We start from the raw sequence: 14,543 nt of genomic DNA on the forward strand, positions 1-14,543 counted from the left end.
GTATTAAATATTCTTTGAACATACAAAAATGAAATGACAGTAATTTGGTTTGGAACCATAACCATGGTCACCTTGAGCGCTTGAGAGACGAGAGTCTCGAATTCGAAAGGTTCTCGACTTCGCTCGAACTGACCAGCTTTTGATGTCCTCAAATCAATCTGTCATTGGTAGCATCCGAGATACGGGAGTCTAGAGGTTCGAAGACAATAACTTCACTTACTTTTTTTAAGGAGCCTTCGACTTCCTGTCTTCAGGACAGGCAGGCGCTCAGGCAGACACCGTCATCACTCTTTTGTAAATTCTCATTGTCGGGGAGAGAACTCTACTAGAATGTTGAAAAACTAAGAAAGGCTATCAAAATCAATTGATAGCCTTTCTTAGTTTGAGTTTGTTATAAATAGCTTTCCCTTAGAGGAAAAGGTAGTATGCGATGAGAGTGGTGAAAAGTGAGATCCCAAAGCTCAAAGAGAGGATTTGGGGGTAATTGGTCACTGACTGCTGCTTGCTTGTTTCCCTTTCAAGTACCATTTCTTTCTGTGGTCGTATGATGTCCTGGACTAATGCCAGAGAACCTAAGAAGTAGATCGATAAGATCAAGACGAAACTTGCTGCGATTTCCATGTATTGCTGAGTTGAGAGTCCAATTTAACAGCAATTCTAAAGCAATCTTTTAGGAAAGGATAAACTTAACAATTTGATAATAAAAGGCATAAAAAAGCCCCGAACTAGCGGGGCTTGTATTTATTGTTTTTCGATAGGTTCTTCAATCATTTTTCCAGTCCTGATTTTCTTATCTAGTGTATTTGCTAGCTCTACTCTGTTCAACTTCGTCACTCTAGCTGATGAAGCTTCTCCAGTGATCTGCTCGATCGCTGTTCTCAGCATAATCTCAGTGATATCACCGAGTGGTCTAAGGCGCTCCTCGTTTTCATTCACAGCAATATTTGGAATAAAACCTGTGCTGTAATCAGATTGGTCTAGGCTATTGAAACTTTGAGTTACGATAGGGAGTAGGCCATAAGCATTTTCTGGATTTTCTTCATCTTCAATTGCAATCGAGCCTACATTTTTGCCATATGTGACATCTCCAATTAGGAAGACATCCATATAAGGCTTCAGGCCATTGATGATCAGTTCAGATGCAGATGCAGTACCGGTAGAGGTAAGTACGTAAAGACGATTTCCGGAAAGCGTATTGCCGAGGTTTTCAGCCTTATCCAGAAATGCAGTTTTCACACTGCTCAAGGCAGGTATCTCTGAAGCTAGATAATTGTTGTATTTCGTTTTGGAGAAAATATCTGAACTGGTTACTCCAGGCCCGATTAAGCTGGCTAGGTTAACAGCGGAGGTCACATATCCACCACCATTGTAGCGAAGATCGAGCACTAGGTCAGTGATGTTTTCAGACTTCATTTTTGCAAATGCTGCATCCATTTCTCTATCATACTTTGTCCCATCGGCAGAAGTTCCCGGTGCGAAAAAGTTATATACTACATAACCAATCTTTTGATTATTGATCGTATACACTGAGTCTATGAAATTAGGGTCTTCAGATAATTCTACTGGGGTAAGTGAGATTTCTTCCAATCTTTCATACACTTCGGTTTCAGGATTATACCTCAGTGGACTGATAGTATGAGATTCTTCAGTTTGGTCGAGTAGCTCTCTGTAGTTGTTAATTGTGATCTGAGTTCCGTTAATAGCAACGATCGCATCTCCTCGTTTCAAATCTTCTTTAGAAGCAGGGCTGTTTTTCTTGACATAGAGTACTTCGGCAAATACATTGTCGGAATCACCATCTCTATATAATTTGAATTCATACCCAGGGTCTAAAGAGATACCTTGAAGGGAATTAATCAATTCTTGGTAATCTGGGTAAATCACCGAAAAACGGTCTTCTTGAGTGTAAAGTAAGGAATTGAAATACTCCGTTGGATCAGAAGTGGCAGCTACAGGAGTTCCTAGATTCAATCTCCAGTAGTATACCTCATCCATCACATCGTAAATCCAATTGTTTATTTCCTCCTCTAGTGTAGCTTCAGGCTCTACTACAGGATCCTTGTCGTCATCTTTGCAGCTCCATATTAATCCACTTAGGATCAAAAAGAACGCCGTTCTTATTAATAGGGGAGATTTCATATTTGGGAATTTAGGATAATTTCTAATGCTTGATTAACGCATATAGGGCAATAATTGTTAATCGCTTACAATTTAATAAGTTGAACCATAAGAAACATCATGTGTTTGACTATCCTTAAGTTCTCCATTTTCACATTTCAGCACCCTATATGGGTACTTACGAAGTAAATCATAATTATGGGTTGCCATCAATATAGCAGTTCCTTTTTTATTTATCTCTTGGAATAACTTGAAGATGCCATCTGCCACATCTGGATCTAGGTTTCCAGTAGGCTCATCAGCAAGCAAAATAGATGGCTCATTGAGTAATGCACGCGCTATTACCACACGCTGCTGCTCACCGCCAGAAAGCTGATGAGGCATCTTGGAGGAGGCATTATTCAAACCTACCAATAGCAGAACCTCCGCCATACGGGCATTTATTTTGGACTTATCTTTCCAGCCGGTAGCTCTCATGACAAACGCGAGGTTTTCAGCTACTGAGCGATCGTTGAAGAGTTGGAAATCTTGGAAAATAATTCCAATTTTTCTTCGAAGAAAAGGGATTTCCTTGGTTTTGATGTTTTCCAAATTGAAACCAGCGACCTCTGCACTACCACTTTTCAGTTCAAGATCTGCATAGAGAGTTTTGAGCAAGGAGCTTTTTCCGCTTCCCGTTCTACCTATTAGAAACACAAATTCATGTTGTTCCACCGAAAAGTTGACATCAGTCAATATAGGGTCTATGCCCTGAAAGATCGTCGCTTGATTTACCTGAAGTACAGGCTGAGTACTGAAATCCATTCTTATAAATCTAATTTTTGCAATTTCCCAAAAGGAAGACCTTGGATTAAGGCTTCAAGTTCTTTTTCCTTTCCCTCCAAACCAAATTTCTCAACTTTCTTGAGTGGTCTGTCAGCCCTGAAATAGGCTACTAATACAAAGTTCTCATCTCTGATCTGAATGTAATCAGGGATTTTTGCTTTGCCTTTTACTTTGATGATATACATAGGGGGAATTAAAAAAAAGACCGACAAAAGCCGGTCTTTCAGTTGTTATTTACCAGCTGCTTTGGCATGATCTGCCAAAAACGTTGCCAAACCAGAATCAGTCAATGGATGATTGAGCAAACTGGTGATTACTTTCAATGGGCAAGTCACTACATCAGCGCCTACTTCAGCACATTTCAATAAGTGCATGCTGTGACGAACTGAAGCAGCTAGTACTTCAGTTTCGTAGCCGTAGTTACCATAAATATGTACGATCTGCTCGATCAGTTCCATTCCATCGAAGGAAATGTCGTCTAATCTTCCAATAAATGGAGATACATAACTGGCTCCGGCTTTAGCTGCCAAAAGAGCCTGGCCAGCAGAAAACACCAAGGTGCAATTGGTACGAATACCTTCGCTGCTGAAATATTTCAATGCTTTTACACCATCTTTGATCATAGGAATCTTTACTACGATTTTGTCATCGAGTTTAGCCAATTCCTTACCTTCTTTGATCATATTGTCAAAGTCGGTTGAGATCACCTCAGCACTTACATTATTATCTACGATATCACAGATCGCTTTATAGTGGGCTTTTACTTTTTCGTCCCCACTGATGCCTTCTTTGGCCATCAAGGAAGGGTTGGTAGTTACTCCGTCTAAAACGCCTAGGTCATAAGCTTCGCGAATGTCACCTAGATTGGCTGTGTCAATAAAGAATTTCATGATTGAATTGTTTAATAGGTATGGAAACGACAGATCTTAGGCTTTGTTATACAGCTCTTATTTTTAGTAGAGAGTAAAAGCTATCGAAAGGGCGATTCCAAATGGATTTGATTGTGGGAAACAAAGTTAGAAGATTAATCAAGATTTGGAACTTGATTAGAGTATGTAGAAAAAAAACATAGAAGAATTAACAGGTAGTTTTCAGTCTAGAAAGAGTAAAAATTGTAAGTGGTTAGTAGTAGCGAATGCTCGATAAGCTTTTCAAGCGTAGATCCTTTGTGTCTAAAAAATATAGAAAGGAAAAAAAGAAGCGGCATCGCACCGCTCAACCACCTACCCTTGCTTCCTTCCGGACCTGGGGGATTCAGCAGGAGCTGGTCGTGCCGCCGGTGCAAAAGTAAGGAGAAAATCATTCTTTACAATAATCTTACTCGGGATTGCAGAATCAGCCACTTTTACCGCTGACAATGAGGGACATTAATTTCAAATCTCAAATCTCAAATTACTTTGTTTTCGCCAGTTGCATCTGGAATTCCAGCACATTACAGTGAATGAATTCATCCGCTGCTAGATCTTCAAAAATCTCCTCGTCAAACTCCATCTCGGTTTTTTCTATTTTCCCGTCCGGATGTAGGATCAATTCAATTCCTGTCAGTGTTTCGGGGTTTACCTGGACCAAAACTTGGTAATCGTCAAAAACTCGCTTGAAATATTGTGGAAATGATTTAGCCATGGCTGTTTTATTAAGTTTTTTTAAAATTATACTGAAATAATTGAAAAGATGTTTTGTCCTTAACATTCCCTGTCTAAATTTGCCCTCGTTCTTATGAAAACAATCGCAAACAAATACTGGTGGTGGCATTCTTACTCTTTCCAAAAGGAAGTTTAGAAAGCCCCTGCATTTAATTTTGCGTTACGACATAGTATAAAAGGCTTACTGGATTTCCGGTAAGCCTTTTTTCATGATAAAATATTAACAAAATGACTCAAGTGAAATTCCCCATACTAACTACCTACCGGAAGAGATTGGCAGATACCATCACGCCGGTAAGCATTTATTTGCAGATCAGAGACCGTTTTGCCAATCCAATCTTGCTTGAGAGTTCGGATTATCACGGGCAGGAAAACAGCTATTCTTACATCTGCTTTAATCCACTGGCGACCTTTACTTTCAATGCGGGTAAAGTAGTGGAAGACCTCCCTTCTGGCAAAAAAGAGTCTTACGAAGTGAGTTCAGATCAGAAGCTGATGCAGTGTTTGCGCGCCTTCGGAAGGAAGTTTGACGTGGCTCCTGATAATTTCAAATTCAGTTCCAATGGGCTCTTTGGGTATATACAATACGATACCGTAGCCTATTTCGAGGATATCAAGCTGCAGAATTCCGATCCAAATGAGGTTCCGATGATGCAGTATTCGGTTTATCAGAATGTCATCGTGGTGGATCATTATAAGAATGAACTTCATCTGCTGGAGCATAGGGTAGCTGGAGCCGAAAATGCTGAGATGATGGAGGAGATCGAACGTCTCCTGAATAATAAGAATATCCCTAGCTATTCTTTCCAACGTGTTGGCGAAGAGGAATCAAACTATACAGATGAAGAGTTCTTGAAGATTTTGAATCAGGGACGAGAGCATTGCTTCAAGGGAGATGTATTCCAAATCGTGCTTTCACGTCGATTCACTACTGCTTTCAAAGGAGATGAATTCAATGTGTATCGTGCACTTAGATCAGTCAATCCATCCCCATATTTGTTCTACTTCGATTACGGTTCCTTCAAAGTTTTTGGGAGTTCGCCAGAGGCTCAGATAGTAGTGAAGGATAAAGTAGCTACGATTTACCCTATAGCTGGAACATTCCGACGAACAGGTAATGATCAAGAAGATGCTAAGCTTGCCAGAATGCTCTACGACGATCCTAAGGAGAATTCTGAGCATGTGATGCTTGTGGATCTGGCCAGAAATGACCTAAGTAGATCTTCCGAAAAAGTCTCTGTAGATGTGTTCAAGGAGATTCAATATTACTCGCATGTGATTCACTTGGTTTCGAAAGTGACGGGAGAACTTCAGGCAAACACCAATCCTCTCCAATTAGTAGCGGATACTTTCCCTGCGGGGACGCTTTCAGGAGCGCCAAAATATCGAGCGATGCAATTGATCGATGAGCTTGAGAATATTTCAAGAACTTTCTATGGAGGCGCAATCGGTTATTTGGGATTCAATGGAGATTTCAACCATGCAATATTGATCCGATCCTTTGTCTCTGAAAACAATCAACTCCGATTCCAAGCAGGAGCAGGGGTAGTTGCCAAATCCACCATTCCATCCGAACTGCAGGAAGTTGCCAATAAGTTGGAAGCGCTTAGGGTAGCACTGAGAGCGGCAGAGGAGATTTGAATTTAAGGTCTGCAGCTGAGCTTAGAAGTCAGCTTTTCTTACTTCTTTCAGCTCGAAAAATAAATGAAAATGCCTACCAAGAAAATTACCTAGATCTAGTTGATTTTTCAGATGGATTAAAAGGCTTAATTAAATACTTAAATGAATTTGAAGACAAGAAAAAGAAAAGTTGATGACTCTGTTGAATCTTCCAATTTTTCAATCTTCCAATCTTTCAATTAATTAAAATGAAAATACTCGTCCTAGATAATTACGATTCCTTTACCTACAACTTGGTTTATATCGTCCGCCAATTGGGTTATGGAGCAGATATGGATGTGATCCGAAATGATAAGATCAGCTTGGAGGATGTGGGGAAATATGATAAAATCATTCTTTCTCCAGGCCCAGGTGTTCCGGCAGATGCGGGTATTATGCCTGAGCTGCTCAAGAAATATGCTGCTACCAAATCTATTTTGGGAGTTTGCCTGGGAAATCAAGCGATTGGGGAAGCTTTTGGTGGTAGCCTGATCAATCTTTCGGAAGTGCTTCATGGCGTGGAATCTTCCGTGAAAGTGGAGCCTGATTTGCTTTTCAAAGAGGTTCCCGATACTTTTAATATTGGCAGATACCACTCTTGGGTTGTAGATGAAAGCAACCTTTCTCCAGATTTAGAAGTGATCGCACGAAGCGCCGATCAGCAGATTATGGCGCTAAGGCACAAGCAATATGATGTCAGAGGATTGCAATTTCACCCTGAAAGTATCCTGACAGAAAATGGTGTTCAAATCATCAAGAACTGGTTAGAAAACTAAAAACAGAACCCCAACAACAGACCTACCATATTATGAAGGATATATTAAACCATCTCATCGAGCACCGAACGCTTACCCGTGAAGACGCTCGAGAGGTGCTCAAAAACATTACAGCTGGCACCTACAATCAGAGTCAAATTGCGGCCTTTATGACCGTGTATATGATGCGAAGTATTACTGTGGAGGAGCTTTCAGGATTTCGTGATGCCATGCTAGAGCGTTGTATTCCTGTGAATATCGCGGAATATGATGCGATGGATCTATGTGGAACCGGCGGAGATGGAAAAGACACCTTTAATATATCCACCCTGTCTTCTTTCATAGTAGCAGGAGCAGGCCAAAATGTGGCTAAGCATGGCAATACCGGTGTTTCTTCAATCTGTGGCTCTTCCAACCTACTAGCGTATTTCGGCTATGAATTCACCTCTGATATCGATAAAATCCGTCAAGGTTTGGACGAGGTAGGGATCTGCTTTTTGCATGCGCCACTTTTCCATCCTGCAATGAAACATGTAGGGCCAATCCGAAAAGATCTGGGGGTAAAAACCTTTTTCAATATGCTGGGTCCGATGGTGAATCCAAGTTTTCCAAAAAAGCAGTTGGTAGGTGTGTTTAGCTTAGAGCTTGCTAGACTCTACGGATACTTATACCAGGAAATGCAAGGCAGGTTCTCCATCCTGCATGCCTTGGATGGCTATGATGAGATTTCATTGACGGGAGATTTCAAGATGATTTCCAATGCCGGAGAAAAAGTATTGAAACCGGAGAATTTGGGTCTTCAGAAACTCACTGCAAAGTCTATAAAAGGAGGCGATACTATTCAGGAATCTGCCAGAATCTTTGAGAACATCCTGAAAGGCAAAGGAACCAAGAGTCAAAATTCTGTGGTACTCGCCAATTCAGCAGCGGCTTTGGTCACTGCCCAAGAGGGACTTTCCTTTCCAGATGCTGTAGCCAAAGCAGAAGAAGTATTGCTTTCGGGCAAAGCTTTAGCAGTATTTGAAGGTCTTGTCAATCCGAAAACCAGCATCTCTTTAGCTTAAAAATTATGAACATTCTAGATAAAATTATTGCTCAAAAGCAGATTGAAGTCGCCGAGAGAAGCAGTTTGGTGCCAGTGAAGCTTTTGGAGAAAAGTGCCTTTTTCGAAGGAAAAGTGGTTTCCATGAAGAAGTACGTCTGTGATCCTGAAAAGTCAGGAATTATCTCCGAATTCAAAAGAAAGTCTCCATCCAAGGGGCTGATCAATGGTGCTGCATCGGTGGAGGCTGTAAGTATTGGCTACATGCAGGCTGGAGCTTCGGCCTTATCGATTTTGACGGATACTGATTTCTTCGGAGGAAGCAATGCGGATTTGAAAGAAGCTCGAAAATTTAATTTCTGCCCGATCCTTCGAAAGGATTTTGTGGTGGATGAATACCAAATCTTGGAAGCGAAATCCATTGGAGCAGACTGTATTCTTTTAATAGCTGCGTCTTTAGAGCCAGCTAGACTGAAAGAATTGGCTGCTTTCGCAAAAAGCCTTGGACTGGAAGTTTTGATGGAAGTGCATGACGGGGAGGAATTGGAAAGAAGTCTTTGTGAAGATTTGGATCTGGTAGGAGTGAACAATCGTAACCTCAAAACCTTCGAGGTGTCACTAGATATTTCTATGGAATTGGCGGATCGAATTCCTGCTGATTTTGTGAAAATCTCTGAATCTGGGATCTCCAAACCAGAGACTTTGGTGAGCTTGAAAAAAGCAGGTTTCGATGGCTTCTTGATCGGAGAGAGTTTTATGAAATCCTCTAGACCAGAACAGGCAGCCTACACTTTCATCAAAGAGTATAAAAAGTTGCTGGCAAAATAACCCGCACTGGATACTATTGATCCATTGAAAAACAAACGATAACCATATGCAAATCAAAGTCTGTGGCATGCGTGAGCGGGAGAATATCCTGGCACTGGAGCGAGAAATTGCGCCGGATTGGATGGGCTTGATTTTCTATCCCAATTCTGCTCGCTTTGTTTCTAAGGCAGAATCGTTACCAGAGACAAAGCTTCGGAGAGTTGGCGTTTTTGTCAATGAAAGTGAAGAGGAGATACTGAAGAAAGTGGAGGAATATGGCCTTTCAGCGATTCAATTACATGGTAAAGAGTCAGTGGACTTTGTGAAAGGCCTCGCGCAGAAAACAGATAAGGAAATCTGGAAAGTCATCTCTGTGAAAGACAGGATTGATTGGGAATCATTGAGCGGATATTTGCCATTTATCAGCAAGTTTCTTTTCGATACAGCCACAGTCGCACATGGAGGTTCTGGGAAGAAGTTTGATTGGAGCGTATTGGAATCCTATCCTTTCGACAAGGGCTTTTTTCTCAGTGGAGGATTGGATGAGTCAAGTGCAGATGAGGTTTTGGCTTTGGCAGAAACAATCCCACAGCTGGAAGGAGTGGATTTGAACTCCAAGTTTGAGGATGAGCCAGCATTGAAGAATATTGAAAAACTGAAGAGTTTTAAGAAAAGGTTGCTTGGTCAGTAAGAATAACCAACAACCGATAACTAACAACAAGAGATGATCAAAGTAGATGAAAAGGGTTTTTACGGCAAGTTTGGCGGAGCTTACATCCCCGAAATGCTACACCCGAATGTCGAGGAACTGAAAGAAAACTACGAGGCCATCATGGCTTCAAAGGAATTTCAGGATGAATTCAGAGGATTGCTGAAAGATTACGTGGGCAGACCTACTCCTTTGTATTTTGCTTCCCGACTTTCGGAAAAGCATGGTGCTAAAATATACCTCAAGCGCGAGGATCTTTGTCATACCGGCGCTCATAAGGTGAACAATACGATTGGGCAGATCATCCTGGCCAAAAAACTTGGCAAAAAGCGAATTATCGCTGAGACTGGCGCTGGTCAGCATGGCGTGGCTACGGCTACGGTTTGTGCGCTGATGGGAATGGAATGCACCGTATATATGGGCGAAATCGACATTGCGCGTCAGCATCCAAATGTGGAGAGAATGAAGATTTTGGGGGCGACAGTCATACCTGCGGTTTCAGGTTCTAAAACCCTCAAAGATGCGACCAACGAAGCCATGCGTGCTTGGATCAATAATCCTGTGGATACGCATTATATCATCGGTTCGGTGGTAGGCCCACATCCATATCCTGAGATGGTAGCGAGATTTCAATCCGTGATTTCGGAGGAAATGAAATGGCAGCTGAAAGAAAAAGAAGGTAGAGAAAACCCAGATATTGTGATCGCCTGTGTAGGTGGAGGATCAAATGCTGCGGGAGCTTTTTACCATTATTATAATACTCCTGAAGTTCGATTGGTAGCTGCGGAAGCTGCTGGTTTGGGAATAGCATCTGGGAAATCTGCTGCTACTACAGCTCTTGGTACTCCAGGGATTTTGCATGGATCCAAGACTATTCTGATGCAAACAGAAGATGGGCAAGTAGTCGAGCCACATTCAATTTCCGCAGGTTTGGATTATCCTGGAATTGGGCCAGTTCATGCACATTTATTCGATGTGGGAAGAGGCGAGTTCGTAGCAGTGGAGGATAAAGATGCCATGGCAGCGGGAATTGAGTTGAGCAAGATGGAGGGAATTATTCCTGCGATAGAATCAGCTCATGCACTCCATGCATTGAATATGATCGAATATTCCAAAGATGATGTGATAGTAGTCAATCTCTCAGGGAGAGGAGACAAGGATTTGGATACTTATATTAAGTGGGGAGGATATTAGGTGTGAAGTATCAGGTGACAAGTAAAAAGTGTCAAAATAATTTGGGAATTAAGCAGTTTGCTCCGATAGCTCAAGGTACGAGATCAAATTGAACCTCAATCGAAATTGTTATGCTTAGACCTCATAGAGTACTGACTTTGAATGTTCGCCTTTAATATTTTGAAAAATAACGAATGATGAACATCGAATTTTGAATAATGAATTTGACATCCTTGTTCAAATATATAATCCTGAAGGGATTCAACTATAAATGTTTCAAATAATACTGAACGCTGAATACCGAATACTAAATAATGAAGTCAGGCGTCCTCTAAATAAAAATGACAATTGAAAAGGCAAGAAACTTAAATCCTAGAGGGAGCCTCGTAAATCGTACTTCGTAAATCGTAAACACAAATGAACCGAATACATACCTTATTTGAAACCAAAAAAGCTCGCGTACTGTCGATCTACTTCACTGCTGGTTTTCCAGCGCTGGAGGACACCATGTCGATTATGGAAGCTGCACAAGCTGGTGGAGCGGATATAATTGAGATTGGCGTGCCGTATTCTGATCCGGTGGCTGATGGTCCTACCATTCAGGATAGCAATATGATAGCCTTAGAAAATGGCATATCTCTCAAAAAGATCTTTGATCAGTTGAAGGGTTTTCGTGCAAAAATTCATATTCCAGTGGTGATGATGGGCTATCTAAACCCAATTATGCAATACGGGATGGAAGAATTCTGCAAGAAATGCAAGGAGGTAGGAGTGGATGGCTTGATCTTACCCGATCTTCCTATGCAGCAATACCAGGATGATTACAAGGGGCTTTTCGAGCAGTATGGTTTGGTGAATACCTTCTTGATTTCTCCACAAACCAGCGAAGAGCGTATCCGTGAAATCGACGAAAATACCTCTGGCTTCATTTACATGGTTTCCTCGCATAGCATCACAGGTGCCAAAACGGGAATTAGCGAGGAGCAGATTGCTTATTTCGAGCGAGTAAAAGCGATGAATCTAAAGAATCCTAGGCTGATTGGTTTTGGGATTTCCGATTCGGAGACATTTTCAAAAGCTTCTGAATATAGCAATGGAGCCATCATTGGTTCGGCTTTCATCAAGACCGTAAAGGATTCTAAAAATCTTACTGAGGATATTCAGAAATACATTCAATCAGTCATTAATTGAAAAAACTTGTACGCTGTGGCTGATTGAAGAATTTTCTTATCCCAAAATTAACAATACACCAATTGGCATAACTCTAAGTCTGCCTCGCATATCATAAATCGTAAATCGTAACTCAAAATGATTATCCAACTTCAACCCGATATTTCCGATAGCCAAAAGGAGAATTTGATTCTCAAAGTCAATGGTATCGGCTACAAAACCACAGAGGTAAAAACCCAATTAGGTTCCTACCTGATCGGAATTGGTAAAAAGGAATTCGATATCCGTAAAATCGGCCAATTGGACGGTATTATCGATATTCATATCGTCTCTGACGAATACAAGTTGGTGTCCAAAAAGTGGAAAGTCAAGCCCACTTCCATTGATCTAGGTGATAATGTTTTTATCAAAGAGGGGGAAATGGCAGTGATTACTGGTCCATGCTCCATAGAGACAGAAGAGCAAATACGAGCTGTAGTGGCGCACTGTATAGAGAATGATATTAAGATGATGCGTGGCGGTGTATTCAAACCAAGAAGTAGCCCGTACGCGTTCCGTGGTTTGGGTTTGGATGGCTTGAAGCTGTGGCACGAGATTGCGAGTGAAGCTGGAATTAAGATCGTCACTGAAGTGATGCAAACTTCCCAGATCGAAGAAATGTACCCTTACGTGGATGTCTATCAGGTAGGCGCTAGAAATTCCCAGAACTTCAACTTGCTCGATGAACTCGGGAAAGTCGACAAAGCGGTGATGATCAAACGTGGGATTTCAGGTACGATCGAAGAGCTTTTGCAATCTGCCGAATATGTGTTCTCTGGAGGAAATGAAAAACTGATTCTCTGCGAAAGAGGAATCAGAACTTATGAGAGAGCTTCTAGAAATACCTTGGATCTGAATGCTATTCCGATTTTGAAAGCCAAGTCCCATTTGCCTGTGATCGTGGATCCTTCACACGGTATAGGTATCAGAGCGTATGTCCCTCAAATGGCTTTGGCAGGGGTAATGGCAGGTGCAGACGGGATTATCTATGAATCTCATGAAGTTCCGGAGAAAGCCTACTCAGATGGGCAGCAGACACTTGACTTCGCTCAGAGTGCACGACTCGCAAGCTGGATCAGAGAGAGTTTTGAGATGAGAAAGGGATTTGATTTACTATAAACTTTAGGACCAGTGGAAACACTGGTTTTTTTAGTTCATAACTTTTATTAACCGCAGTGCACGCTGAGTTTTTCGCAGAGTGCGCAACTTTGTTCTGCTTCTCCAGAAGCCAAGCTTAGTTTATAGTTTTAACAGCTATTGTGGGATTTCTTGGTGCTAACTCTGGGATAGGTTTAAGGTCATACTTATAGACTTCCTGCTTTTCGGTCAATCCATATAGGATGTTGTTTTCTGGATCGATATCAAAATTTACTAACTTTTCTTTAGTTGAAAGTTTGCATATGGGATTACCGTCCCAGTCGATTACATGGATTACAGCCGGAATGTCTCCATTTACCCATTCTTTCCGGCCAAAATTGGCATATAGTCCAAAGAGTAGGTTATTCGATTCTCTAAGATCAAGGTAGTATTCTTTCTTGAAAGGCATAAGTGTTCGGGACACATCCATCAAGGAAGTAGGTTTTTTGCTTGCGGAAATTGCAAAGGATTTTTCCGGATTTGCTAAATCAAAGATATTCAATTGATCTGCAAACACCATTGCTCCTGCATATTTGAGTTGGGGATTACTAAATATTGTATTCGTCGCCAGTAAATAGGTGTCCCCGTGACTTTTGAGGCTAGATATCATCGCGTTGTCATTGCGAATAAGCTGTTTAGATTTCCTATCGTAAATGGAGTACTGCTGGTTTATGTTAATGAAATCCATGTTGTCAACAAACACTTCATAATCGTTGATTTGATAAGCGCGATATATATCTGTCAATATTCCCAATGGAATAGTGTCTTGAAAAAAATCATTTCCTTGATGGAAGGATCGTGTAAGGTTATAATGGAAAATACCTTGCCTTGCTTTGTGGTAAAATGAGATAAGTAAATCCCCTTCCATTTTTTTAGCCGAAAGCGGGGATAGGGCATTGTCAAATTGATTAGGTCCTTCTCCTTTGGCTATAAAACTTCTGTCCCATTTATGATCTCGAGTGGATATAGCATGGTAGAGCGTATCAAGAGCCGGAGTTGGGAAGATCATTAATGTGTCAATTATGAAAATGTTTTTTGCAGCAATAACTTCGATAGGCAACAATTCTCCAACTAATTCTACTGACTTATTAAATTGAATGTAGGTTGGAGGCTTTCCCATGAAAACAGGAGGAGAATCAGATTTTGTGCAGCTGGTTACTAATAATAATACTATCAGGGAGAGGTTAATTGACTTCATGTTTTATCGAAACAAACTTTATGGGGAGTGATTTTAGGGACTCGACTTATAGAAGGTTAAATATAGGAATGGGTTAAATTTTCATTCGGAAAATGTGACGAGACATGCAGTATCTGTGATGGATTATAAAATCTCCACCATAAAACATGATAAAGAAAGGATCTTATACCGAGATTTGACTTGTGATAGAAAGAGAGGATAATGTGATTGTTCTTTTGCAATAAGCCTAATTCAAATTTTTCCCAGAAATTCCTCATTTGTCAATAAT

Annotated in this window: 15 protein-coding genes and 1 other RNA gene; 8 read left to right on the forward strand and 8 right to left on the reverse strand. The window is 41.1% G+C overall.

From position 1 onward, the window contains the following. Positions 1-408 precede the first annotated feature (408 nt). The 7 genes from LV85_RS16605 to LV85_RS16635 form a co-directional block, all read right to left on the reverse strand. Positions 409-621 (reverse strand): hypothetical protein, encoded by a 213-nt coding sequence (locus LV85_RS16605; protein ID WP_111321488.1) that lies wholly within the window; start codon positions 619-621, stop codon positions 409-411. Positions 622-741: 120 nt separating this feature from the next. Further along, on the reverse strand, positions 742-2,139 hold the full coding sequence (locus tag LV85_RS16610) for a S41 family peptidase (RefSeq protein ID WP_111321490.1): 1,398 nt from the start codon (positions 2,137-2,139) through the stop codon (positions 742-744). A 72-nt stretch (positions 2,140-2,211) separates the two neighbouring features. Then, complete coding sequence (locus tag LV85_RS16615; RefSeq protein ID WP_111321492.1) at positions 2,212-2,922, reverse strand: cell division ATP-binding protein FtsE; 711 nt, start codon at positions 2,920-2,922, stop codon at positions 2,212-2,214. Between the two features lie 2 nt (positions 2,923-2,924). Next, positions 2,925-3,128 carry a fructose-6-phosphate aldolase gene (locus tag LV85_RS16620; protein ID WP_111321494.1) on the reverse strand — a complete coding sequence of 68 codons (204 nt, stop codon included), beginning with the start codon at positions 3,126-3,128 and terminating at the stop codon, positions 2,925-2,927. A gap of 45 nt (positions 3,129-3,173) precedes the next feature. After that, entirely contained in the window at positions 3,174-3,833 is a 660-nt protein-coding gene (gene fsa / locus LV85_RS16625; RefSeq protein ID WP_111321496.1) for a fructose-6-phosphate aldolase, read from the reverse strand. 304 nt (positions 3,834-4,137) lie between these two features. Next, an RNA gene (gene ffs, locus LV85_RS16630) (signal recognition particle sRNA small type) lies at positions 4,138-4,223 on the reverse strand. A 112-nt stretch (positions 4,224-4,335) separates the two neighbouring features. Then, a complete protein-coding gene (locus LV85_RS16635) occupies positions 4,336-4,566 on the reverse strand; it encodes a hypothetical protein (RefSeq protein ID WP_111321685.1) in 231 nt (76 codons plus the stop codon). Positions 4,567-4,814: 248 nt separating this feature from the next. Between LV85_RS16635 and LV85_RS16640 the strand changes: the two genes are divergently transcribed. From LV85_RS16640 to aroF, 8 genes are all read left to right on the forward strand, one after another. Continuing rightward, positions 4,815-6,227: an anthranilate synthase component I family protein gene (locus LV85_RS16640; protein ID WP_111321498.1), complete on the forward strand. Its 1,413-nt coding sequence runs from the start codon at positions 4,815-4,817 to the stop codon at positions 6,225-6,227. Between the two features lie 227 nt (positions 6,228-6,454). Beyond that, positions 6,455-7,021, forward strand: a complete 567-nt coding sequence (locus LV85_RS16645; RefSeq protein ID WP_111321500.1) for an anthranilate synthase component II — start codon at positions 6,455-6,457, stop codon at positions 7,019-7,021. A 32-nt stretch (positions 7,022-7,053) separates the two neighbouring features. Continuing rightward, positions 7,054-8,064, forward strand: a complete 1,011-nt coding sequence (gene trpD, locus LV85_RS16650) for an anthranilate phosphoribosyltransferase (protein ID WP_111321502.1) — start codon at positions 7,054-7,056, stop codon at positions 8,062-8,064. A gap of 5 nt (positions 8,065-8,069) precedes the next feature. Then, complete coding sequence (trpC, locus tag LV85_RS16655; protein ID WP_111321504.1) at positions 8,070-8,870, forward strand: indole-3-glycerol phosphate synthase TrpC; 801 nt, start codon at positions 8,070-8,072, stop codon at positions 8,868-8,870. Between the two features lie 46 nt (positions 8,871-8,916). Further along, complete coding sequence (locus tag LV85_RS16660; protein WP_111321506.1) at positions 8,917-9,540, forward strand: phosphoribosylanthranilate isomerase; 624 nt, start codon at positions 8,917-8,919, stop codon at positions 9,538-9,540. Positions 9,541-9,573: 33 nt separating this feature from the next. After that, the gene (gene trpB, locus LV85_RS16665) at positions 9,574-10,752 is read left to right on the forward strand and encodes a tryptophan synthase subunit beta (RefSeq protein ID WP_111321508.1); all 1,179 of its coding nucleotides are present in this window, start codon (positions 9,574-9,576) and stop codon (positions 10,750-10,752) included. A 396-nt stretch (positions 10,753-11,148) separates the two neighbouring features. Further along, complete coding sequence (gene trpA, locus LV85_RS16670) at positions 11,149-11,922, forward strand: tryptophan synthase subunit alpha (RefSeq protein ID WP_111321510.1); 774 nt, start codon at positions 11,149-11,151, stop codon at positions 11,920-11,922. Between the two features lie 117 nt (positions 11,923-12,039). Then, the gene (aroF, locus tag LV85_RS16675; protein ID WP_111321512.1) at positions 12,040-13,059 is read left to right on the forward strand and encodes a 3-deoxy-7-phosphoheptulonate synthase; all 1,020 of its coding nucleotides are present in this window, start codon (positions 12,040-12,042) and stop codon (positions 13,057-13,059) included. A gap of 115 nt (positions 13,060-13,174) precedes the next feature. Here aroF and LV85_RS16680 read toward each other — a convergent pair whose 3' ends face one another. Next, complete coding sequence (locus LV85_RS16680) at positions 13,175-14,275, reverse strand: TolB-like 6-bladed beta-propeller domain-containing protein (RefSeq protein ID WP_146260492.1); 1,101 nt, start codon at positions 14,273-14,275, stop codon at positions 13,175-13,177. Positions 14,276-14,543 lie beyond the last annotated feature (268 nt).

Origin of the sequence: Algoriphagus chordae, from assembly GCF_003254055.1 — a bacterium.
In the GTDB taxonomy this organism is placed as follows: Bacteria; Bacteroidota; Bacteroidia; order Cytophagales; family Cyclobacteriaceae; genus Algoriphagus; species Algoriphagus chordae.